Source organism: Pseudomonas sp. S44, from assembly GCF_016624805.1.
Taxonomy (GTDB): domain Bacteria; phylum Pseudomonadota; class Gammaproteobacteria; order Pseudomonadales; family Pseudomonadaceae; genus Aquipseudomonas; species Aquipseudomonas machongensis.
The window spans coordinates 647,875-669,525 of record NZ_JACVTY010000001.1 but is presented as its reverse complement, the minus strand read 5'-3'; the positions used below and the strand labels follow the sequence as shown (position 1 = coordinate 669,525).

The 21,651-nt window shown below is 66.4% G+C and carries 17 protein-coding genes; 13 read left to right on the top strand and 4 right to left on the bottom strand.

Going from position 1 to position 21,651, the window contains the following annotated elements:
* From IAE40_RS02940 to IAE40_RS02930, 3 genes are all read right to left on the bottom strand, one after another.
* Positions 1–870 carry a phosphate/phosphite/phosphonate ABC transporter substrate-binding protein gene (locus IAE40_RS02940; RefSeq protein WP_197889540.1) on the bottom strand — a complete coding sequence of 290 codons (870 nt, stop codon included), beginning with the start codon at positions 868–870 and terminating at the stop codon, positions 1–3.
* Positions 858–3,185, bottom strand: a complete 2,328-nt coding sequence (locus tag IAE40_RS02935; protein ID WP_153774928.1) for a bifunctional diguanylate cyclase/phosphodiesterase — start codon at positions 3,183–3,185, stop codon at positions 858–860. The genes IAE40_RS02940 and IAE40_RS02935 overlap by 13 nt, the downstream gene beginning before the upstream one ends.
* A gap of 306 nt (positions 3,186–3,491) precedes the next feature.
* A complete protein-coding gene (locus tag IAE40_RS02930; protein ID WP_200602627.1) occupies positions 3,492–4,238 on the bottom strand; it encodes an enoyl-CoA hydratase in 747 nt (248 codons plus the stop codon).
* A gap of 97 nt (positions 4,239–4,335) precedes the next feature.
* Between IAE40_RS02930 and IAE40_RS02925 the strand changes: the two genes are divergently transcribed.
* The 10 genes from IAE40_RS02925 to IAE40_RS02880 all read left to right on the top strand — a co-directional run bounded on the left by IAE40_RS02925 (position 4,336) and on the right by IAE40_RS02880 (position 17,516).
* Positions 4,336–4,980 (top strand): TetR family transcriptional regulator C-terminal domain-containing protein, encoded by a 645-nt coding sequence (locus tag IAE40_RS02925; protein ID WP_063544536.1) that lies wholly within the window; start codon positions 4,336–4,338, stop codon positions 4,978–4,980.
* 70 nt (positions 4,981–5,050) lie between these two features.
* Complete coding sequence (locus IAE40_RS02920) at positions 5,051–5,767, top strand: response regulator (protein ID WP_054894133.1); 717 nt, start codon at positions 5,051–5,053, stop codon at positions 5,765–5,767.
* Between the two features lie 4 nt (positions 5,768–5,771).
* On the top strand, positions 5,772–6,545 hold the full coding sequence (locus IAE40_RS02915) for a substrate-binding periplasmic protein (RefSeq protein ID WP_200602626.1): 774 nt from the start codon (positions 5,772–5,774) through the stop codon (positions 6,543–6,545).
* On the top strand, positions 6,542–8,794 hold the full coding sequence (locus IAE40_RS02910) for an ATP-binding protein (protein ID WP_200602625.1): 2,253 nt from the start codon (positions 6,542–6,544) through the stop codon (positions 8,792–8,794). Before IAE40_RS02915 ends, IAE40_RS02910 begins: the two co-directional genes overlap by 4 nt.
* Before the next feature lie 163 nt (positions 8,795–8,957).
* A complete protein-coding gene (locus IAE40_RS02905) occupies positions 8,958–10,370 on the top strand; it encodes an amino acid permease (protein WP_200602624.1) in 1,413 nt (470 codons plus the stop codon).
* A gap of 217 nt (positions 10,371–10,587) precedes the next feature.
* Positions 10,588–11,370, top strand: coding sequence for an enoyl-CoA hydratase/isomerase family protein (locus IAE40_RS02900; protein ID WP_153774932.1), 783 nt, complete (start codon positions 10,588–10,590; stop codon positions 11,368–11,370).
* Between the two features lie 43 nt (positions 11,371–11,413).
* Complete coding sequence (locus IAE40_RS02895) at positions 11,414–12,574, top strand: acyl-CoA dehydrogenase family protein (RefSeq protein ID WP_065863505.1); 1,161 nt, start codon at positions 11,414–11,416, stop codon at positions 12,572–12,574.
* Between the two features lie 18 nt (positions 12,575–12,592).
* Positions 12,593–14,692, top strand: coding sequence for an acetate--CoA ligase family protein (locus tag IAE40_RS02890; protein ID WP_200602623.1), 2,100 nt, complete (start codon positions 12,593–12,595; stop codon positions 14,690–14,692).
* A gap of 10 nt (positions 14,693–14,702) precedes the next feature.
* Positions 14,703–16,310 (top strand): 5-guanidino-2-oxopentanoate decarboxylase, encoded by a 1,608-nt coding sequence (locus IAE40_RS02885; protein WP_200602622.1) that lies wholly within the window; start codon positions 14,703–14,705, stop codon positions 16,308–16,310.
* Between the two features lie 12 nt (positions 16,311–16,322).
* Positions 16,323–17,516: a pyridoxal phosphate-dependent aminotransferase gene (locus tag IAE40_RS02880; protein WP_200602621.1), complete on the top strand. Its 1,194-nt coding sequence runs from the start codon at positions 16,323–16,325 to the stop codon at positions 17,514–17,516.
* Between the two features lie 112 nt (positions 17,517–17,628).
* Here IAE40_RS02880 and IAE40_RS02875 read toward each other — a convergent pair whose 3' ends face one another.
* Positions 17,629–18,069, bottom strand: a complete 441-nt coding sequence (locus IAE40_RS02875) for an RrF2 family transcriptional regulator (protein ID WP_063544552.1) — start codon at positions 18,067–18,069, stop codon at positions 17,629–17,631.
* A 162-nt stretch (positions 18,070–18,231) separates the two neighbouring features.
* Between IAE40_RS02875 and IAE40_RS02870 the strand changes: the two genes are divergently transcribed.
* From IAE40_RS02870 to IAE40_RS02860, 3 genes are read left to right on the top strand one after another with little or no spacing between them, the layout of a single operon-like run.
* A complete protein-coding gene (locus tag IAE40_RS02870) occupies positions 18,232–19,833 on the top strand; it encodes an ABC transporter substrate-binding protein (RefSeq protein WP_200602620.1) in 1,602 nt (533 codons plus the stop codon).
* Positions 19,834–19,860: 27 nt separating this feature from the next.
* Positions 19,861–20,820 (top strand): ABC transporter permease, encoded by a 960-nt coding sequence (locus tag IAE40_RS02865; RefSeq protein ID WP_200602619.1) that lies wholly within the window; start codon positions 19,861–19,863, stop codon positions 20,818–20,820.
* Between the two features lie 3 nt (positions 20,821–20,823).
* Complete coding sequence (locus IAE40_RS02860; RefSeq protein ID WP_054894145.1) at positions 20,824–21,651, top strand: ABC transporter permease; 828 nt, start codon at positions 20,824–20,826, stop codon at positions 21,649–21,651.

Here is a 21,651-nt window from a genome sequence, read left to right as displayed (position 1 = left end):
CTACCGATCCAGCGCTGCGTCCATCATCTGTTCCAGGCCTGCATACTCGGCATGGCTGACCGCAACCAGGCCGCTGGCGTCCTGGGAGTGGGCGAAGGCGGCGAGGGCTTCGGGGTCGTCGAGCATGGCCTGGCGAATGCGGGCCTTGAGCGCCGGGCACAGGTTGGCGCGGAACACGTAGGGGTCGTAGTAGATCGGCGCCGAGCGCCACAGCACCTGGAGCCTGGCGGGGGCGATGGCGTGGCTGGCAAGGTAGGCGTCGGCGCGCTCGCTGGCGACGAAGGCGGCATCGACGCGCCCTTCCAGCAGGGCCTGCAGCGCCTTGTCATGGGTGCCGGCGTACACCAGCGCACCGAAGTAGCGCTGCAAGGGCGTGGTCACCTGCGCTGCGAACTCGACGCTCGGTACCAGGCTGCCGGAGGTGCTGGCCGGGTCGCTCAGTGCCACGCGCTTGCCGCGCAGCGCTGTCAGGTCCGCAGGCCCCGGGCTGCGGGTGAGCAGTAATGCCTGGTAGTGGTTGCCGGCCGGGGTATAGGGCCCGGCACTCAGGGTGAAGGTGGCGAAGGCCTCGACCTGCGGGTCGCGACGGTGCGCCAGTACATAGGAGGCCGGCCCCAGCCGGGCGATGTCGGCGCCGCCGGAGACGATGGCATCGACCACGCCCTCGTAGGAGGGCGCAACCACCAGCTCCACCGGCACGCCCGTGGCCTCGCTCAGGCGCTGCAACAGTGGCTGGTTTTCGCGCAGCATCGCCTCGGCGCCCTTGAGCGGGATCACCGCCAGGCGCAGGCTGCGGGGCGCACAGTCGGCCCGCGCGGCGAGCGCTGGCAGCATCAGGGCCAGCAGTGTCAGTGCTTTCAATGCACGCATGATTTCTCCTCAAGGGCATTGAAGGGCGGGTAGTCGCGCAGTTGTGCCGGCGACAGCGGACGGCTGAAGTGATAGCCCTGGGCAATGTCGCAACCGGCGAGCTTCAGGCACACCAACTGCTCGCGGGTCTCCACGCCCTCGGCCACCACCTCCAGGCCCAGGCGCTTGGCCAGGATGATGGTCGAGGAGACGATCGGGCTGTCGTCATGGCTGTTGCACAGCGGCGCGATCAGGGCGCGGTCGATCTTCAGCTTCGACAGCGGCAGCGCCTGCAGGTGGGCGAAGCCCGCATAGCCACGACCGAAGTCGTCAAGGCTGATGCCGATACCGGCGGCGCGCAGCCGGTGCAGGTGCTCGAGGGCCGTGCCTTCGGGGTCGAGCACGGTGGTTTCGGTGATCTCCAGCTCCAGGTGCCGCGCGTCGATGGCATGCTGCGCCAGGGTTTCAAGCAAGCGCTCGCTGAAGTCGGCCTGGCGCAGTTGCAGCGCCGAGACATTCACCGCCAGGCGCGTATCACGGCCCTGGGCCTGCCAACTCGCCAACGCCTCGCAGGCCAGACGCAGCACCTCCCAGCCCAGCTCGACGATGAAGCCGCTGCGCTCGGCCATGCCGATGAAACGGTCCGGGTAGAGCAGGCCGAACTCGGGATGCTCCCAGCGCACCAGTGCCTCGTAGCCCAGTACCTGCAGAGTGTCGAGACGAATCTGCGGCTGGAAGTGAAGCACGAACTGGTGCTCGGCCAGGGCGCTGCCGAAGGCCTGTTCGAGGGTGAAGGCCTGGATGTCGGGCAGGTTCAGCGAAGGGTCGAAGAAGCGGTACTGCGCACGCCCAGCCTGCTTGGCCGAGTACATCGCCGCGTCCGCACAGCGGATCAGGCTGTCGATTTCCTGGTCATCGCGCGGGGCGATGCTCACCCCGACACTGGGGCTGGTGTTGACTTCCTTGCCGTCCAGGGCGTAGGTCGCGGACAGCTTCACCACCAGCGCGCGGACCCAGGCGTCGATCTGTTCCTCGCTGCGGTTGCCGGCCAGCAGCACCACGAATTCATCGCCGCCGAAGCGCGAGGCTTCGTCTTCGGGTTCGAGCATGCGCTGGATACGCCCGGCGACGGCTTGCAGCAACAGGTCGCCGATCTTGTGACCGAGTGAATCGTTGATCGACTTGAAACGGTCCATGTCGATGAACAGGATCGCCGTCAGGCGACGCCGGGCGCGCTGGCGCGCGAGGGCCTGGGCGGCGACTTCGACGAACTGGCGGCGGTTGTGCAGGCCGCTGAGGTGGTCGGTGGCGGCGGCGTGGCTGCTGCGTCGATGTTCATCCTCCAGGCGCCCGATCAACTGCTGGTTGACCTGTTGCGTCTGCTCCAGCTCGCTGAAGGCTTCCTGACGCTTGCGCAGCAGGCGCAGGCTCCAGAACAGGCCGCCGAGGATCAGCAGGGTCATGCACAGGTTCAGCCAGAACTGGCGGTCGTAGGCGAGGGTGGTGGGCGCGAGAATCTCGTCATGACGCTGGCTGACCACCACGCTGAAGCCGCGGTCGGCGACCCGGCGGTAGAGGCTCTGGTAGGTGCTGGCGTAGGTGTACTGGGTGAACTGCCCCGCGTCGCTGTTGCCGCTGGGCAGTTCCGGCTCCAGCGACTCGGCGGCCACCACCACGCCGCTGCTGTCGATGCGTACGCGCTCCTGGCCGTCCGCCTGGAGCAGGCGCATCAGGCCGCTGTGACCCAGGTCGATGTGCTGGAAGAGTACCGCCAGGTAGCCGATGTCCAGCTGTACCACGAGGATGTTGTCGATCTCGCGGCCGCTCAGGTCGGTCAGCGGCAGCAGGAAGGGCAGGCGCCATTTTGGCAAGGCGTTGGGGGCGTTGTCGGGGGCGATCTGGGGCATGAAGGGCTTGAAACCATGGCGCGCGACATGTTGCTTGAGCTGCTTGAGCCAGTCTTCCGGCAGTTGTTGGGCCTCGTCGATAGGGCTGGCAGAGACCAGGCGACCCTGCTGGTCGTACAGGCTCATGCGCTTGAACACGGGATCTTCGGCCAACAGCCGCGCCAGGCTGAGGTTGCCCTGGCGCATGCTGAGCAGGTCATCCTGAGTGACACGCCCTACGGCCTGGGCCCGATCGACCAGTTGGCGCAGGCTTTCGCCGACGATGCTGGCCAGGTTCAGGTGCTCGGCGGCCTTGGCCGCCAGGGCATCATGACGGGCGGCGGCCTTTTGCGTGAAATGCAGCCCCCAGAGAAAGGCCAGGGTGACGGTGCACAGCATCAGCAGCAGCAGGGGCAACAAGCCTGCAGGCGAGGGGGAGCGGCGGTTCACGTTGTGTTGTTCCCGGGCCCTGTGGTGCAGCAAAAATAAGACAGCAAGATGACAAAGGAATGACTGGTGGCGAAATGCTTCTATCCGCCGCAGGCTGCTCCTTTGTGTGCAGGAGCAAGCGTCTTGTTCAAAATCTAAAGGCCAGTCCAACCCCTGTGGGAGCGGCCTTGTGCCGCGATCGGGCGCGAAGCGGCCGTAAAACCAGGCGCCGAGATCTATCAGGAAAACCTCGGTTGCCGAGTTTGCGGCCGCTTCGCGTCCGATCGCGGCACAAGGCCGCTCCTACACCGAGATCGGTGTGCTTTGCTACTGCTTGACCAATGCGTGCAACGCCGCCCTGGCTTCATCACTGGCCAGGCACTGGATAAACAGTTCGCCCTCGCGCCGCACGGTTTCTTCCAGCTCCCGTCGCTGCCCATCCTTGAGCAGGCGTTTGCTGATGCGCAGGGCCTGCTGCGGCATGGCCTGCAAGCGCCGGGCAAGCGCCACCGCGGCCGCCAGGCACTGTTCGCCGTCGTCATGCAGCTCATTGGCCAGGCCCCAGGCCAGTGCCTGTTCGCCGCTGAGCAACTCGTTGGTCAGCAGCAATCGCGCCGCCCGCTGATGCCCCAGCAGGCGTGGCAGCAGCAGGCTCGAGCCGAATTCGGGGCACACGCCCAAGGGCGCGAAGGGCATGCGCAGTTTCGCCGAACGACTGACCAGCACCTGGTCGCAGTGCAGCAGCAGGGTGCAGCCGATGCCGATGGCGGGGCCGTTGACGGCGGCGAGCAGCGGCTTGTCCAGTGCCAGCATGGTGCGCATCATGCGAAACACCGGGCTGTCCAGATCTCGTGGGGGGTTGTCGAGAAAGTCGCGCAGGTCGTTGCCGGCGCTGAAGCAGGCCGCGCCGCCGGTCAGCAGGATCACCTCGACGGCCGGGTCTTCGCTGGCCGCCTGCAGATGGCGGTCCAGCGCGCTGTACATCGCGCTGTTGAGCGCGTTGAGCTTGTCGGGGCGGTTGAAGGTCAGGGTCAGCAAACCCTGGTCGAGGCTGCAGGTGATCAGGTCGGACATGGCTGGGATTCTTGTTATTGGCCGGAGCACAGGGTTTATCACGCGCTGCGCCTTGTTGTACAGTCGTTCAGTCCAACCTGCCGCGACGAGAATCCGCATGACCCAGGAAGCCCGCTACAACCGCATGGCGCCCGAAGAGCGCAAGGCCATCCTGGTCCAGGCGACCCTGGCCTGTCTCAAGCGCGACGGCTTCCAGGGCGCGTCGATCCGCAAGATCTCCGCCGAGGCAGGGGTGTCGGTAGGGCTGATCAGTCACCATTATTCGGGTAAGGACGAACTGGTCGCCGAGGCCTACCGCGCTGTGACCGGGCGGGTCATGGGCCTGCTGCGCGAGGCCATGGCGCAGGCCGCACCCAATGCCCGCGAGCGCCTGTCGGCGTTCTTTCGCGGATCGTTCTGCGCCGAGTTGCTCGACCCGCAGTTGCTCGACGCCTGGCTGGCCTTCTGGGGCGCGGTGAAAACCGCCGAGGCGATCAATCAGGCGCACGACCACTCCTACTCCGAATACCGCAACGAACTGGCTGCCTTGCTGGCGGCGCTGGCCGGCGAGGAGGGCTGGCAGGCCTTCGACGCGGACCTTGCCGCGATCAGCCTGAGCGCCTTGCTCGATGGCCTGTGGCTCGAATCGGGGCTCAATCCCAATACCTTCACCCCGGAACAGGGCGTGCAGATTTGCGAGGCCTGGGTCGATGGCCTACAGGCCGGCGGGCGTCGGCGCTTCAGCCTGCCGGGAGGCTGTTGATCGGTCGTTCAGTACCGGGTAGGCTGCTGGCGCGGGTTTCAGAACAACATCAAAGAAGAGACCACACGCAATGACACCTCGGGTACTGGTCGTCGACGACGATCCGCTCATTCGTGACCTGTTGCAGGCCTATCTCGCGCGGGAAGGCTACGACGTACGCTGCGCCGACACCGCCGAAGAGGCCGAGCGCTACCTGGCCAGCCAGCCGGTGGACCTGGTCATGCTCGACATCCGCCTGCCGGGCAAGGACGGTCTGACCCTGACCCGCGAGCTGCGGGTGCGCTCGGAGGTCGGCATCATCCTGATCACTGGCCGCAACGATGATATCGATCGCATTGTCGGCCTTGAATGCGGCGCCGACGACTATGTGATCAAGCCCCTCAACCCGCGTGAACTGGTGTCGCGGGCCAAGAACCTGATCCGCCGCGTGCGCCACGCCCAGACAACCCGCCCTGGCGCCATCGCCAGCCCTTGCCTCAAGCAGTTCGCCGACTGGGCGCTGGACAGCGACCGACGCCGGTTGATCGACCCGCAGGGCGGTGAAACCCTGCTGACCCATGGCGAGTTCCAGCTGCTGAGCGTGTTCCTGCGCAACAGTGGCCACACCCTCAGCCGCGACCAGTTGATGGACCAGATCCGCAACCGCGAGTGGGTGCCCAACGACCGTTCCATCGACGTGCTGGTTGGCCGCCTGCGGCGCAAGTTGCACGACGACCCGGCCGAGCCGCAACTGATCATCACCATCCACGGCACCGGCTACCTGTTCACCGCCAGCGTGGCGGCCTGAGGCCATGCGCGGCCTGGGCCTCGCCTGGCTGTTGCTGCTGAGCGTGCAGGCGCTGGCGGCAGCGCCGGTGCGTTACTGCGATTACCCGGTGTACCCGCCGGTGTCGTGGAGCGATGGCAAGCAGGTGCGTGGCCTGGCGCCGACCGTGGTGCGCGAGTTGTTCGCCCGGCTCGGGCTGGAGGTCGAGATCGTGGTGCTGGGCAACTGGAAGCGCTGCCTGCTGGATGCAGCCGAAGGGCGGGTGGATGTGGTGCTGGCCTACAGCAGCGACCAACGTGATCAAGGCATGCGCTTCTCCCGAGTGCCGGTACTGCGCGAGGAGGTCGCGGTATTCGTCAACCGCAAGCGACCGGTGCATTTCGAACAGCTCGACGATCTTGCCAGCTATCGCGGCGGGCTGCTGTTCGGCGAAAGCTACGGCCCGGCCTTCGACCGTTTCGTTGCCCGCCACCAGAACATCGAATGGGTGTCGTCCAGCCAGCAGAATTTCGGCAAGCTGATTCGCGGGCGCATCGACTTCGTGATCCAGGAGCGGCGCACCGGCGAGTTGTTCGTCGAGCACCTGCCCGGCGCAGGCGATATCCAGGCGCTGCCCGTGGCGCTGAGTGTCGACTATCTGCGAGTCGCCGTTTCACGCCATAGCCCCTTGAGCCAGCGCATGGATGAGATCGACGCGCAGTTGCAGCAGATGAGCGAGCGCGGCGAAATCGACAACTGGCTGCATCAGAGCGAAGTGACCTACCGCGACATGATCGGGCAATCGGCAGGTGCGCGATGATTCGTCTACGCGCCGACGGCCTGCTGCGCCGCCTGCTGCTGTTCATCCTGCTGTTCAGCCTGTGCTTCACCGTGCTGGCCAGCGCGGTGCAGCTGTATTTCGAGTACCGCCGCGAAATGCGCGATATCGACGCGCGCATGGAACTGATCCGCGCCGGTTACCTGGCGAGCCTGGAGCGCAGCCTGTGGGACCTGGACCAGGAGCAGCTCAACGTTCAGTTGCGCGGGCTGGTGGACTTCTCCGATGTGGCTCGGGTGCGGCTGGACAGCAGCGACTTTCAGTTGCTGCAAGGCCAGGCCGAACCTGCCGGGCCACTGCGCGTCGAGCGGTTCGCCCTGGATTTCCAGCCGCCCTCCGGGCCGCCGAGGCACTTGGGGGAACTCGAGGTGAGCATCGACTTGGGCGCGGTGCATCAGCGCCTGTTCGCCACCGGGCTGACCAGCCTGCTATGGATGAGCGTGTTTCTCTGCGGGTTGGCGGTGGCGCTGTCCGGGCTGTTCTACCGCCTGGTCACCCGCCACTTGCAGGTGATGGCCGAGTTTGCCCGGCGCGTGGCGGCAGGCCAGTGGCAGGAGCCGCTACGCCTGGACAAGCGGCGTTCGCCACGCGCCGATGAGATCGACACCGTGGCCCACGCCCTGGACGACATGCGCCAGGCGATCCTCAGCGATATCGAGCGCCGCGAGCAGGATCGCCTGGCCCTGCAGGACAAGCGTGACGAACTGCAGGCCATGGTCGAGCGGCGCACCGAAAGCCTGGCCCGGGCCAAGGACGAAGCCGAGGCGGCGAACCTGGCCAAGTCGCGCTTCCTGGCGACCATGAGCCACGAGTTGCGCACTCCACTCAACGGCATTCTCGGCATGGCCGAACTGCTGCGCAGCAGCAGCTTTGACACGTTGGGCCGCAAGCGTCTGGAGGCGCTGTACAAGGCCGGCGAAGGGCTGTCGAGCATCCTCAACGAGGTGCTGTTCTTCGCCCGTCTGGAAGAAGGTGAAAGCCACCCGGAGCCCGTGAATTTTGCCCTGCGCCAGCTGTGCGACGAGGTGCTGACCCTGCTCGAGCCGCGCGCCACCGCCAATGGCACCGAGCTGGACTGCCATATCGATGCCCGGCTGGCGCCCCATCAGTTCGGCGCCGAGCAGTACCTGCGCCAGGTGCTGAGCAACCTGCTGGCCAATGCGATCAAGTTCACCGAAGGCGGCCGGGTCAGCCTCGAGGTGCGGGTGCTGCAGGGGCAGTGGTTGCGGGTGCAGGTCAGCGATGACGGCATCGGCATCGCCCCGGCAATGCAGGCGCGGATCTTCGAGCGTTTCACCCAGGCCAGTGAAACCGTGGCTCGGCGTTACGGCGGCACGGGCTTGGGGCTTGCAATCTGCAAGCACCTGATCGAACGCCTGGGCGGTCGGATCGGCGTGGACAGCCGCGAAGGGCAGGGCAGTTGCTTCTGGTTCGAGGTGGAGCTGCCCGCGGGCCGCGATGTTGCCGCCGAGTCCGCCAGCCAGGGGCTTTCGCCTGCCCTCGAGGTCCTGGTGGTCGAGGATGTGGCGCTCAACCGCGAGGTGGCGGGCGGCTTGCTCGAGCGTGACGGGCACCGGGTCAGCTTCGCCGAGGATGCGACGCAGGCGCTGGCGGTCTGCGCGCAACGACGCTTCGACCTGCTGCTGCTGGATGTGCACCTGCCGGGCATGAGCGGTGTCGAGTTGTGCCGGCAACTGCGCGCGGGCGCCGGGCCGAATCGGCAGACGCGAATCCTGGCCCTGACGGCGGGCGTGCAACCAGCCGTGGTACGCGGCTACCTGGAAGCCGGGATGCAGGGGGTGCTGGCCAAACCGTTGCGCCTGGATCGACTGCGCCGTGCACTGGCCCAGGCCGAGCCGCTGGTGCTCAAGCCCGATGTACACGCCGCCCTGGATCTGGCCCTGCTGCAAACCCATCGCCAGTTGCTCGGCGAGCAGAAGGTGCAGGGCCTGTTGGCGACCCTGCGCGAGAGCCTCGAGGCGCAGCGCGGGGCTTTGCTCGATGCCTTGTACCTGGGTGACTGTACCCAGGCCGCAGACTTGGCCCATCGCCTGGCGGGCAGCAGCGATTCGTTGGGGCTGAGCGAGTTGGCGACGGCGTTGAGGCAGGTCGAGCAAGCAGCAGTGGCTCTGGACAGCCAGGCGCTGCAGGCGCTGGCAGACAGCACGCGAAGCGCCCTGGATGCCGCGTTCATCCTGCTGGAACAGTTGATCCAGAGCGCTCGTACATAATTCTTACGACTTTTTACATCTTCGATCCCAAGCTTCAACGTCCGCTTACATCGCTTTCCAATAATCCCTGACAACCGTGTGGTTCGCGGTCCGTCAGGCTTATTGGAGATAACAATAATGAAAGGTCCCAAAGCTCAGCCCAACGCCATTGTGGAGGTGCGTCATGTCTGAGCCCTCCGAACGCAAAGGCATCCACCTCACTCGCGCGCTCAAGAGCCGGCACATCTTCATGCTGTCGCTGGGCGGTGTGATCGGCACCGGCCTGTTCATGGGCTCGGGGGTGACCATCAACCAGGGTGGCCCGATGGGGGCGATCCTGGCCTACCTGGTGGCAGGCTTCCTGATGTATCTGGTGATGGTCTGCCTGGGTGAGCTGTCGGTGCAGATGCCGGTCTCGGGCTCGTTCCAGGCCCATGCGACCAAGTACATCGGCCCGGCCACGGGCTTCATGATTGGCTGGGTGTACTGGATGAGCTGGGCCACCACCGTGGGCCTGGAGTTCACCGCCGCCGGCATGCTGATGACCCGCTGGTTCCCCGAGGTGCCGATCTGGTACTGGTCGGCGCTGTTCGTTGCCGTGCTGTTCGGCCTCAACGCGCTGGCGACCCGCGCCTTCGGCGAGGCCGAGTACTGGTTCTCGGGGATCAAGGTCGCGGCGATCCTGGGCTTCATCATCGTCGGTATCCTGGTCATCTTCGGCGCCATCCCGCTGACCAGCGGCGCACCGGCACCGATGCTCGACAACCTGATCGGCGATTCGCTGTTCCCCAACGGGCTGCCTGCGGTGTTCGCGGTGATGATGACCGTGGTCTACGCCTTCCAGGGCTGCGAGATCATGGGTGTGGCCGCCGGCGAGACAGACCAGCCGGAAAAGAGCATTCCGCGGGCGGTGCGCAACGTGGTGTTCCGCGTACTGATCTTCTACGTGCTGGCCATCGCGGTGCTGTCGGCCATCGTGCCGTGGCAGCAGGCCGGGCTGATGGAGAGCCCGTTCGTGCAGGTGTTCGACATGGTCGGTATCCCGTACGCGGCCGACCTGATGAACTTCGTCATCCTTACCGCCATTCTCTCGGTGGGCAACTCGGGGTTGTACGCCTCCACGCGCATCCTCTGGGCCATGTCCAAGAGCGGCATGGCCCCGAAAAGCCTGTCGCCCCTGAGCTCGCGCGGCGTGCCGCTGCGGGCGCTGAGCATCACCCTGTGCTTTGCCCTGGTGTCGCTGATGACCAGCTTCATTGCCGCCGACACCTTGTTCATGGTGCTGATGGCCGTGAGCGGGATGTCCGGGACCGTGACCTGGATCGTCATCGCCCTGGCGCAGTACCGCTTCCGCCGTGCGTTCCTGCGCGAGGGCGGCAAGCTCGAGGACATCAAGTACCGCGCGCCGTTGTACCCGCTGATCCCGCTGCTGTGCATCACCCTGTGCAGCTCGCTGTTCGTGTTCCTGGCGCTGGATGAAACGCAGAGGCCGTCGCTGTACTGGGGCTTTGGCTTCATTGCCCTGTGCTACCTGGCGTACTTCGTGATGAACCGCAAGCGCTCGCAGACCTTCGTGCCGACGGCGCCTGGGGTTTGAATCTTCGCTGAAACCACTGGCCCTATCGCGCGGCCCGCTCCTACAGATGCGATCTCTGTAGGAGCGGGCTTGTCCCGCGATGAGGCCCTCCGCAACACCCCCAAACCCCGATTGTTCGAAGTTGTAACAGCCCCATATCCGCCAATTGCCGCCTTGTTGAACACTCGTTTAGTATCTTCTCCAAGCCCACCCCAACCACAACAACTCGAGGCTTCCCATGACCAGCCTGTTGACCACCCTCGAAGCCGGTGTCGCCTGGATCACGCTCAACCGCCCCGACCAGCGCAATGCCCTGGACATCCCCACCCTCAAGCACCTGCACAGCCTGCTCGAAGACTTCAATGCCGACCCCGCCGTGCGCGTGGTGGTGCTGACCGGCAGTGGGCGCAGCTTCTGCGCCGGGGCTGACCTGGCCGAATGGGCCGAGGCCGAAGCCCGCGGCGCCCTGGAAAGCTACGGCTGGACCGAAACCGCCCATGCTTTGATGCAGCGCCTGCACACCCTCGACAAACCCACCCTCGCCGCGATCAACGGCACCGCCGTCGGCGCCGGCATGGACCTGACCCTGTGCTGCGACCTGCGCATCGCCGCCGCTTCGGCGCGCTTCAAGGCCGGCTACACCAGCATGGCCTACAGCCCTGACGCGGGCGCCAGTTGGCACCTGCCGCGGTTGATCGGCAGCGAGCAGGCCAAGCGCCTGCTGTTCCTCGACGAGCTGTGGGGCGCCGAACGGGCGCTCGCCGCAGGCCTGGTGGGCGAAGTCTGTGCCGACGATCAACTGCTGACCGTTACAGCCGAACTCGCCTCTCGCCTGGCCCAGGGCCCGACCTTCGCCTTCGCCCAGACCAAGCGCCTGATCCGCGACGGTGCCCAGCGCACCCTGGCCGAGCAATTGTCTGCAGAACTGGCCGCCGGGCTGCTGTGCGGGCGCAGCGAGGACGGTGCCGAGGCACTGCGCGCCTCCGTCGAGCGCAGGCCCGCGCGCTTCGTCGGCAAATGACCTTCCAACACCTCCCTCAGTACCTTCTCCAGGACCATGCCAGATGAATTTCCAACTGACCCAAGAACAAGAAATGTTGGTGGAAGCGGTACGCAGTTTCGTTGCCAAGGAGCTGCTGCCCCACGAGGAAGAGGTCGACCGCGCCGACGCGGTGTCGCCCGAGCTGGCGGCGCAGATCCGCGGCAAGGCCATCGCCGCAGGCTTCTATGCCTTCAACATGCCCGAAGAGGTCGGCGGTGGCGGGCTTGATTACCTGTCCCAGGCGCTGATCGAGCGTGAGTTGTCGAAGGTGTCCTGGGCCGTGCACGTGTTCGTCGCACGCCCTTCGAAAATTCTCATGGCCTGCAAGGACGAGCAGATCAACGACTACCTGCTGCCGAGCGTGCAAGGCGAGAAGATCGATTGCTTCGCCCTCACCGAGCCTGGCGCCGGCTCCGATGCCAACGCGATCAAGACCCGCGCCGTGCGCCAGGGCGACGACTTCGTGATCAACGGCAGCAAGCATTTCATCAGCCATGCCGGGCATGCCGACTTCGCCATCGTCTTCGCGGTCACCGATACCTACGAGCACAACGGCCGCAAGCGCAATGCCGTGACCGCTTTCCTGGTCGATCGCGGCACCCCGGGCATGACCATCCGCCGTGGGCCCAAGTGCGTGAGCAATCGCGGCTACCACACCTATGAGCTGTTCTTCGACGACTGCAAGGTGCCCGCCAGCAAGGTGCTGGGCGAGGTCGGCAAGGGCTGGGAAGTGGCCAACGCCTGGCTGACCGCCGGGCGTGTGATGGTCGCCGCCAACTGCGTCGGCCAGGCCCAGCGTGCACTGGACCTGTCGCTGCAGTGGTCGGCGGATCGCAAGCAGTTCGGCCAACCGATCGGCAGTTACCAGGGCGTGTCGTTCAAGCTTGCCGACATGGCCACCCAGATCCGCGCGGCCGAGCTGCTGACCCTGCACACCGCCTGGAAAATGGACCAGGGCAGCATGACCGATGGCGAGGCCGGCATGGCCAAGCTGTTCGCCAGCGAAGTGCTGGGCAAAGTCGCCGATGAAGCGGTACAGATCTTTGGCGGCATGGGCCTGATGGACGAGGGACCGGTGGAGCGCATCTGGCGCAACGCGCGGATCGAACGGATCTGGGAGGGCACGTCGGAGATCCAGCGGCACATCATTTCCCGCGAACTGCTGCGCCCTCTGCTGCGCTGATCGGGCTGGAGAACACTCATGTCGCAGTCGATTCGTGACAACCTCAAGCGCCTGCTGGCGCCGCGGCACCTGGCCTTCGTCGGTGGCCGCAGCATGGCCCGCGCCCTCAAGCGCTGCGCCGAAGGCGGGTTCCAGGGCCCGATGTGGCTGGTCAACCCGCAGCACCCCAGCATCGATGGCATCCCGTGCGTGGCCACCGTCGCCGAGCTGCCGTGCGGCCCGGATGCCGTGTTCATCGCCACCAACCGCGAGCTGACCCTGAGCTGCGTCGAACAACTCGCCGCGCTCGGTGCCGGTGGGGCGATCTGCTACGCCTCGGGCTTTGCCGAAAGCGGCGCCGAGGGCGAGGCCTTGCAGCAGCGCCTGCTGCAGGCGGCCGGCAACATGGCCCTGCTCGGGCCCAACTGCTATGGCCTGCTCGACTACCTGCACAGCGCCGCGCTGTGGCCGGTCGCCCATGGTGGCAAGACGGTCGAGAAGGGCGTGGCGATCCTCACCCAGAGCGGCAACTTCGCCTACAACCTGTCGATGAGCGACCGCTCGCTGCCTGTGGCCTACATGGCTTCGGTCGGCAACCAGGCGCAACTGGGCGTGGCCGAGCTGATGGACGTGCTGCTGGACGATCCGCGCGTCACCGCCATCGGCCTGCACCTGGAAGGATTGAAGAACGTACCCGGCTTCGCTCGCGCCGCACACAAGGCGCTGGAGCGCGGCACGCCGATCATCGCGCTGAAGACTGGCGTGTCGCAGATCGGTGCCGAGCTTGCGCTCAGCCACACCAGCTCGCTGTCCGGTTCCGACGCACTGTACGACGCCTTGTTCAAGCGCCTGGGCGTGATTCGCGTAAGCGGCCCGGTAAGCTTCGTCGAGACCCTCAAGGCCGCCGCCTGCGGGCAGTTGCCCCAAGGCGGACGGCTGATCGCCCTGGCCTGCTCGGGCGGTGATGCCGGGCTGATCGCCGACTATGCCGAGCGCAATCAGCTGAGCCTGCCCAAACTTGAGCAGGGCCAGGTCGATGAACTGGCCCAGGTGCTGCCCGGCTACGCCAACCTGGTCAACCCGCTGGACTTCACCACGGCCATCTGGGGCGACGGCGAGGCGCTGCAGCGCATGCTCGACAGCGCCCTGCGCAGCGACGCCGATGCGGCGATGCTGGTGCTCGACTATCCGGCCGAGTTCACCGGCGAGCGCAAGGAGTGCGACCTGCTGTTGGCGCTGTACTGCCAGGCCCTGGCGCGTCACGGCAAGATCGGCTTCGTCACCTCGGCCTTCCCCGAACTGCTGCCGGCCAGCGCCCGTGAGCATCTGCATGCCCACGGCATTGCGGCTTTGCAGGGCGTGGAAGATGGCCTGGCGGCGTGGGGGCGGATCGTGGCGTACCAGGCCAATCGACCGCGCCTGCTGGCATTGGGCGAGTCCGCACTGGTGCCGTTGTGCCCGCAGGCGCTGACTGGCAAGGCGCGCTTGCTGGACGAGTGGCAGTCCAAGCAGGCCCTGCGGCCCTTTGGTTTGCCGGTCCCGGACGGTCGGCTGAGCACCCCTGGTTCGGCGCTGGCCGATTCGGCCACTGTCGGCTTTCCGCTGGTGCTCAAGGCCGTCAGCGCGCAGTTGCCGCACAAGACCGAAGCCGGCGCGGTGGCGCTGAACCTGCGTGATGGCCGGGCGCTCGAGGCAGCGCTGCACCAGATGCGCGAACGTATCCACGCCCATGCGCCGCAGGTGCCGTTTGATCGAGTACTGCTCGAACCGATGGCCGAGCCAGCGTTGGCCGAGCTGATCGTCGGCATCAAGCGCGAGAACGGTTTTGCCCTGGCACTGGTCATCGGTGCGGGCGGGGTGCTGGTCGAGCTGCTCAAGGACAGCGCCAGCCTGCTGCTGCCCACCACCGATGGCGCCATCCGCGCCGCCTTGCTCGGGCTGCGCAGCGCTGGATTGCTGCAGGGCTTCCGCGGGCGTCCGGCGGCCGACCTGGATGCCTTGGTGGCCGCGATACGCGCGGTGGCCGACTACGCCTGCGAGAACGCCAGCCAGTTGCTGGAGCTGGACGTAAATCCACTGATGGTCGGCGCCAACGCCACCACGGCGGTCGATGCGCTGATCCGCCTGGGCCAGGCCTGAGGAGATGAACATGCATGACAAACCCTTGACCGGCGGCCAGGCCCTGGTCCGATTGCTGGCCAACTATGGCGTCGACACCGTGTTCGGCATCCCCGGCGTGCACACGTTGGAGCTGTATCGCGGCCTACCTGGCAGTGGCATCCGCCATGTGCTGACCCGCCATGAACAGGGCGCTGGCTTCATGGCCGACGGCTATGCGCGCATCAGTGGCAAGCCGGGCGTGTGCTTCGTCATCACCGGCCCCGGTGTGACCAATGTCGCGACCGCCATCGGCCAGGCCCATGCCGACTCGATTCCGTTGCTGGTGATTTCCAGCGTCAACCACAGCGCCAGCCTGGGCAAGGGCTGGGGTTGCCTGCACGAGACCCAGGACCAACGCGCGATGACCGCGCCGATCACCGCCTTCTCGGCGCTGGCCCTGAACCCGGAAGACCTGCCTGAGCTGATCGCCCGTGCCTGGGCGGTGTTCGACAGCGAGCGACCGCGGCCGGTGCATATTTCGGTGCCGCTGGATGTGCTGTCGGCAGCGGTGGCCCGTGACTGGAGCGCCGAGGTGGTACGCCGTCCTGGTCGCAGCGTGCCGGATCGCACGGTGCTGGATCACGCAGCAGCCAGGCTGGCGGCGGCCAAGCGCCCGATGATCATCGCTGGCGGTGGGGCATTGCAGGCGGGTGCTGAACTGGCCGCGCTGAGCGAGCGCCTGGCTGCACCGGTGTTCACCAGCGTGGCAGGCAAGGGGCTGCTGCCGCCTGAGGCGCCGCTCAGTGCCGGCGCGAGCCTGTGTGTGGAGCCTGGCTGGCAGATGATCGCCGAGGCTGACGTGGTGCTGGCGGTGGGGACCGAGATGGCCGACACCGATTTCTGGCGCGAGCGCCTGCCGATCAACGGCGAACTGATCCGCATCGACATCGACCCGCGCAAGTTCAACGATTTCTACCCTTGCGCGCTGGCCCTGCAGGGTGATGCGCGCTTCACCCTGGCCGGGGTGCTGGAGCATCTTCCCCAGGTTCGTCGCGACGCCATGGCGGTCATCCAGGCGGTTGCCGGCCTGCGCGAGGCGGTGAGGGCAGGGCATGGTCCGTTGCAGCGGCTGCACCAAGGCATTCTCGATCGTGTGGGCCGGGCATTGCCGGACAATGCCTTCATCAGTACCGACATGACGCAGTTGGCCTATACCGGCAACTACGCTTTCCCCAGCAAGGCGCCGCGCAGTTGGCTGCACCCCACAGGGTACGGAACCCTGGGTTATGGTCTACCGGCGGGCATCGGCGGCATGTTCGCCGGTGGCGAGCGTCCGGGCCTGGTGCTGGTGGGTGACGGCGGCTTCCTGTACACCGCGCAGGAACTGGCCACGGCGGTCGAGGAGCTGGACCGGCCGCTGGTGGTATTGCTGTGGAACAACGATGCGCTCGGGCAGATCCGCGACGATATGCTGGGCCTGGATATCGAGCCCATCGGCGTGCTGCCGCGCAACCCCGACTTCATCGGCCTGGGCCGCGCCTTCGGTTGCGCCGTGGCGCAGCCCGGCAGCCTCGATGAACTGGAGCAGGAACTCAGGAACGGATTCGCGCGCAATGGCGTCACCCTGATCGAACTCAGGCATGCCTGCGCCCATTGATGGAGGCTTTTCATGCGTTTTTCCAAGCTGACCCAGCGCATCGCCGGTGACGGCGCTGCGGCCTGGGAGATTCATTACCGCGCCCTTGAGCTGCAGGCTCAGGGCCGTGACATCCTGCTGCTGTCGGTGGGCGACCCGGACTTCGACACCCCGGCGCCGATCGTCCAGGCCGCCATCGACAGCCTGCAGGACGGCCACACCCATTACTCCGATGTACGCGGCAAGCGCGCCCTGCGCCAGGCGATCGCCCGGCGCCACCAGCAGCGCAGCGGCCAAGCCGTCGATGCCGACCAGGTGACGGTGCTGGCCGGTGCCCAGTGCGCGTTGTTCTGCGTGGCCCAGTGCGTGCTCGACCCGGGTGACGAGGTGATCGTCGCCGAGCCGATGTACGTCACCTACGAAGCCGTGTTCGGCGCCTGTGGCGCCACGGTGGTGCCGGTGCCGGTCAAGCCCGAGCATGGCTTTCGCGTGCAGGCCGAGGATGTTGCCGCGCGCATCACCCCGCGTACCCGCGCGCTGGCGCTGAACAGCCCGCACAACCCCTCCGGTGCCAGCCTGCCGCGCAGCACCTGGGAGGCGCTGGCCGAACTGTGCGTGGCCCATGACCTGTGGCTGATCAGCGACGAGGTGTACAGCGAGCTGTTGTACGAAGGCGAGCACATCAGCCCTGGCAGCCTGCCAGGCATGGCCGATCGGACCGCGACCCTGAACAGCCTGTCCAAGTCCCACGCCATGACGGGCTGGCGGGTTGGCTGGGTGGTCGGCTCGCCAGCGCTGGCCAGCCATCTGGAGAACCTGGCGCTGTGCATGCTGTATGGCTCGCCGGACTTCATCCAGGATGCCGCCGTGGTGGCGCTGGAGCAGCGCCTGCCGGAGCTCGAAGCGATGCGCGAGGCCTATCGACAGCGGCGCGACCTGGTCTGCGAACGCTTGGCCGATTGTCCGGGGGTGAAGGCACTCAAGCCTGATGGCGGGATGTTCGTGATGGTCGATATCCGCCAGACGGGCCTCAGCGCCCAGGCGTTTTCCAGGCTGCTGCTGGAGGAGCATGGCGTGTCGGTACTGGCGGGCGAGGCGTTCGGGCCGAGTGCGGCGGGGCATATTCGCCTGGGGCTGGTGCTGGGTGCCGAGGCGTTGAGCGAGGCTTGCCGGCGGATTGCCCAGTGTGCTTCGCGGGTGCTGGAGGGCAGGGTGGTCACAGGTTGAGGCGGATGGCCCTTTCGCGGGCAAGCCCGCTCCCACAGGTAAAGCGCCGCTCTCGAAACTGGCGGTGGACCTGTGGGAGCGGGCTTGCCCGCGAAAGGGCCGGCCCTGCCAATCAACCTTCCACAGCCCCCTCAACCGGCCGATCGAACGCGACAAACAACTGGTCCGCCGTGATCGCCCCCAGGTCCAGGCGCATGTTCGCCTCCAGCATCGCGAACAGCCGGGTGAACACCTCGAACACCTTGCAATGATCCTCCATCCCCGAGAACGGGTTGTCGATCTTCTCGGCGATCAGCGAGCTCTCCTGCACTGCGTCGTACACCTCGCGCAGGGTGATCTCGCTGGCCGGGCGGGCGAGGGTGAGGCCGCCCTGGGCGCCGCGCCAGGACTTGAGAATGTTGGCCTTGACCATCTGCGAAGCCAGGCTGCGCACCCGTGTGGGGTGCACCTTGACCCACTTGGCGATGGTCTCGGTGCGCAGTTTCTGCGGCGCGTTGGCGGCCACGAACGAGAGGATGTACGAGGCGGTGATCAGGCGGGTCGATTGGCTCATCGGTAAAAATCCCTGGTGAATCGCAAAGTCGGTGTCCCTGTGAAAATCCATCTTGGCAGGGGCATGCCAATGAGTCTAATGTATTTGTCACGATGACAATTACAAATATTCGGTCATCGATGCCTGCGATCCTTCTTTCAGCGGTTCAACAGGGGCAATGCCATGAGCGATAAGAACAACAAGATCACTCAAGCGATGCCCGGCGGCGGCCTGCCACGTCGGGAGTTCCTCAAGTACAGCGCGGCAGCGGCGACCTTCGCCGGCGCCTTCTCCCTGGGCCTGCCCCTGACGGGCTGGGCCGAGGAGGTCACCCCCAAGGCTGGTGGTACCCTGCGCATGGGGCTGGCCGGGGGCAGCACCACTGACTCGCGTGACCCCGGCACCTGGGCCGACACCTTCACCTTCGTCGGCTTCTCGGCGGTCTACAACACCCTCAGCGAAATCAGCGTCGACGGCACCGCCATTCCGGAGCTGGCCGAGCGCTGGGAGTCCAGCCCCGATGCCAAGGTCTGGACCTTCTTCCTGCGCCAGGGCGTGACCTTCCACGACGGCAAGAGCCTCGATGCCGGCGATGTGGTCGCCTCGATCCAGCATCACCTGGGCGAGAAATCCACCTCGGCGGCCAAGACCGTCCTCGGCGATGTTGCCGTGGTGCGTGCCCAGGACGCCGCCACCGTGGTGTTCGAGCTGCACTCGGGCAACGCCGACTTCCCCTATGTGGTCGCCGACTACCACCTGGTGATCATGCCCGCCAAGGACGGCGCCGCCGACTGGCAGGCCGGCATCGGCACGGGCGGCTATCGCCTCAAGCACTTCGAGCCGGGCGTGCGCATGGACCTGGTGCGCAGCTCCGACTACTGGAAGCCGGGCAGGGCGCATTTCGCCACGGCCGAGCTGCTGTCGATCGCCGACGGCGCGGCGCGGGTCAATGCCCTGGTCACAGGCCAGGTGGATGTGATCAACAAGGTCGACCTCAAGACCGTGGCGCTGCTCAAGCGCAACCCGCAACTGGTGATCGAGGAAACCAAAGGCGCCCAGCACTACACCTTCCCCATGCTCTGCGACACCGCGCAGTTCCAGGACAACAACGTGCGCCTGGCGCTCAAGCACGCCATCGACCGCCAGGCCCTGCTGACCTCGGTGCTGTACGGATACGGCCAGATCGGCAACGACCACCCGATCCAGCCTGGCAGCCGCTTCATCAACACGGCCCTGGAGCAGCGGGTATATGACGCCGACAAGGCGCGCTTCTACCTCAAGCAGGCCGGCATGGACAGCCTCAAGGTGCGCCTGCAGGCCTCCGACGCCGCCTACACCGGCGCGGTCGACGCCTCGGTGCTGTTCAAGGAGCAGGCGCGCAAGGCCGGTATCGACATCGACGTGGTGCGTGAGCCGGCCGACGGCTTCTTCACCAACGTGTGGATGAAGCAGCCGTTCACCACCTCGTTCTGGTACTCGAGCCTGACCGCCGACCGCATGTTCAGCATCGGCTACGCCAAGGGCGCGGCGTGGAACGAGACGCACTGGGACAACCCGCGCTTCAACCAGTTGCTCAACGCTGCCCGTGGCGAGATGAACGCTCCGCTGCGCCAGGAGATGTACAACGAAATGCAGGCGCTGTGCCGCGACGATGGCGGCGCCATCGTGCCGCTGTTCGCAAGCTCCGTCGCGGCCCGCTCCCGGCGGGTGATGCACGGCGGCGTCACCGCACCTTACGGTGAGCTGGACGGCCTGCGCCTGATCGAGCGCTGGTGGCAGGCCTGAATCCCCTTTCATCGCGAGGACCGTACGGTGAATAGTCTCTGCAAACTGCTCGCCCAGCGCCTGGCCCTGGGCCTGCTGTCGCTGCTGGCGGTGTCGGTGATCATCTTCCTGGCGGTGGGCATGCTCCCGGGCGACGTGGCCCAGGCCATGCTCGGCCAGGCCGCCACCCCGGAAACCGTGGCTGCACTGCGCAGCCAACTGGGCCTGGACCAACCAGCGCTGACGCGCTTCTTCCACTGGGGCTGGCAACTGCTGCAAGGCAATCTCGGCGTGTCGCTGGCCAACCAGCGGCCGATCGCCGAGCTGATCGGCGCACGCCTGGGCAACACCTTCAGCCTGGCGCTGCTGGCGGCCCTGGTGTCGGTGCCACTGGCGCTGCTGCTGGGCATGCTGGCGGCGCTGTACCGCAACAGCTGGTTCGACCGGCTGCTCAACACCAGCGCCCTGAGTGCGGTGTCGTTCCCGGAATTCTTCGTCGCCTACATCCTGATCCTGGTGTTTGCGGTGAAGCTTGCCTGGCTGCCAAGCATCTCCAACCTCTCCCCGGATGCCTCCCTGGGCGAGGTGCTGGAGCGCTCGCTGCTGCCGGTGCTGACCCTGAGCCTGGTGGTGGTGGCGCAGATGATGCGCATGACCCGCGCCTCGCTGATCAACCTGCTCGCCAGCCCCTACATCGAGATGGCCCGGCTCAAGGGTATCGGCCAGGCGCGGATCATCTTCCGCCATGCCTTGCCCAACGCCCTGGCGCCGATCGTCAACGTGGTGGCGCTGAACCTGGCGTACCTGGTGGTTGGCGTGGTGGTGGTCGAGGTGGTGTTCGTGTATCCGGGCCTGGGCCAGTTGCTGGTCGACTCGGTGGCCAAGCGCGACATCCCGGTGGTGCAGGCCTGCAGCCTGATCTTCGCCGCCACCTACATCCTGCTCAACACCAGTGCCGATGTGCTGTCGATCGCCAGCAACCCGCGCCTGATGCATCCGAAGGGGTAGCCCATGAGCCTGTACACGCAATTGCGCCGTGCGCCGCTGAGCGCCAAGTTCGGCCTGCTGGTGATCCTGCTGTATGTGCTGGTGGCGCTGTTCGCGCCGCTGGTGGCGCCGTTCGGCGAAACCGAAGTGGTCGGCGAGGGCTTTGCACCCTGGGGCGGGCAGTTCCTGCTCGGCACCGACAACCTGGGCCGCGACATGTTCAGCCGCCTGGTCTACGGCGCACGCAACACCCTGGGCATCGCTTTCCTGACCACCGTGCTGGCCTTCGCCCTGGGCGGCTTCTGCGGGCTGGTGGCGGCGATTCGCGGCGGCTGGATCGACCAGGGCATGTCGCGGGTGGTGGACATCCTCATGGCCATTCCGCAACTGATCTTCGCCTTGCTGATCCTCAGCGTGGTTGGCACCACCACCACCTCGCTGGTGCTGGTGATCGCGCTGCTCGATGCCACCCGGGTGTTCCGCCTGTCGCGGGCGGTGGCGATGAGCGTGGTGGTGCAGGACTTCGTCGAGGCGGCGCGGTTGCGCGGGGAAGGGCTGTGGTGGCTGGTCACCCGCGAGGTGCTGCCCAATGCCGCAGCGCCGTTGATTGCCGAGTTCGGCCTGCGCTTCTGCTTTGTCTTCCTGTTCATCAGTGCACTGTCGTTCCTCGGCCTGGGCATCCAGCCGCCCACCGCCGACTGGGGCAGCATGGTGCGCGACAACGCCGTGCTGATCACGTTCGGCGATGTCAGCCCGCTGCTGCCGGCGCTGGCGGTGGCGCTGATCACCGTGAGCGTGAATTTCGTCGTCGACTGGGTGCTGCACAAGTCCAGCGGCCTGAAGGAGTGCTGA

What these genes read in the sequence shown, in the direction of transcription:
- IAE40_RS02940 (WP_197889540.1), bottom strand. Translation starts at nt 870, where the DNA reads ATGCGTGCATTGAAAGCACTGACACTGCTGGCCCTGATGCTGCCAGCG.
- IAE40_RS02930 (WP_200602627.1), bottom strand. Translation starts at nt 4,238, where the DNA reads ATGTCCGACCTGATCACCTGCAGCCTCGACCAGGGTTTGCTGACCCTG.
- IAE40_RS02925 (WP_063544536.1), top strand. Translation starts at nt 4,336, where the DNA reads ATGACCCAGGAAGCCCGCTACAACCGCATGGCGCCCGAAGAGCGCAAG.
- IAE40_RS02920 (WP_054894133.1), top strand. Translation starts at nt 5,051, where the DNA reads ATGACACCTCGGGTACTGGTCGTCGACGACGATCCGCTCATTCGTGAC.
- IAE40_RS02915 (WP_200602626.1), top strand. Translation starts at nt 5,772, where the DNA reads ATGCGCGGCCTGGGCCTCGCCTGGCTGTTGCTGCTGAGCGTGCAGGCG.
- IAE40_RS02910 (WP_200602625.1), top strand. Translation starts at nt 6,542, where the DNA reads ATGATTCGTCTACGCGCCGACGGCCTGCTGCGCCGCCTGCTGCTGTTC.
- IAE40_RS02905 (WP_200602624.1), top strand. Translation starts at nt 8,958, where the DNA reads ATGTCTGAGCCCTCCGAACGCAAAGGCATCCACCTCACTCGCGCGCTC.
- IAE40_RS02900 (WP_153774932.1), top strand. Translation starts at nt 10,588, where the DNA reads ATGACCAGCCTGTTGACCACCCTCGAAGCCGGTGTCGCCTGGATCACG.
- IAE40_RS02895 (WP_065863505.1), top strand. Translation starts at nt 11,414, where the DNA reads ATGAATTTCCAACTGACCCAAGAACAAGAAATGTTGGTGGAAGCGGTA.
- IAE40_RS02890 (WP_200602623.1), top strand. Translation starts at nt 12,593, where the DNA reads ATGTCGCAGTCGATTCGTGACAACCTCAAGCGCCTGCTGGCGCCGCGG.
- IAE40_RS02885 (WP_200602622.1), top strand. Translation starts at nt 14,703, where the DNA reads ATGCATGACAAACCCTTGACCGGCGGCCAGGCCCTGGTCCGATTGCTG.
- IAE40_RS02880 (WP_200602621.1), top strand. Translation starts at nt 16,323, where the DNA reads ATGCGTTTTTCCAAGCTGACCCAGCGCATCGCCGGTGACGGCGCTGCG.
- IAE40_RS02875 (WP_063544552.1), bottom strand. Translation starts at nt 18,069, where the DNA reads ATGAGCCAATCGACCCGCCTGATCACCGCCTCGTACATCCTCTCGTTC.
- IAE40_RS02870 (WP_200602620.1), top strand. Translation starts at nt 18,232, where the DNA reads ATGAGCGATAAGAACAACAAGATCACTCAAGCGATGCCCGGCGGCGGC.
- IAE40_RS02860 (WP_054894145.1), top strand. Translation starts at nt 20,824, where the DNA reads ATGAGCCTGTACACGCAATTGCGCCGTGCGCCGCTGAGCGCCAAGTTC.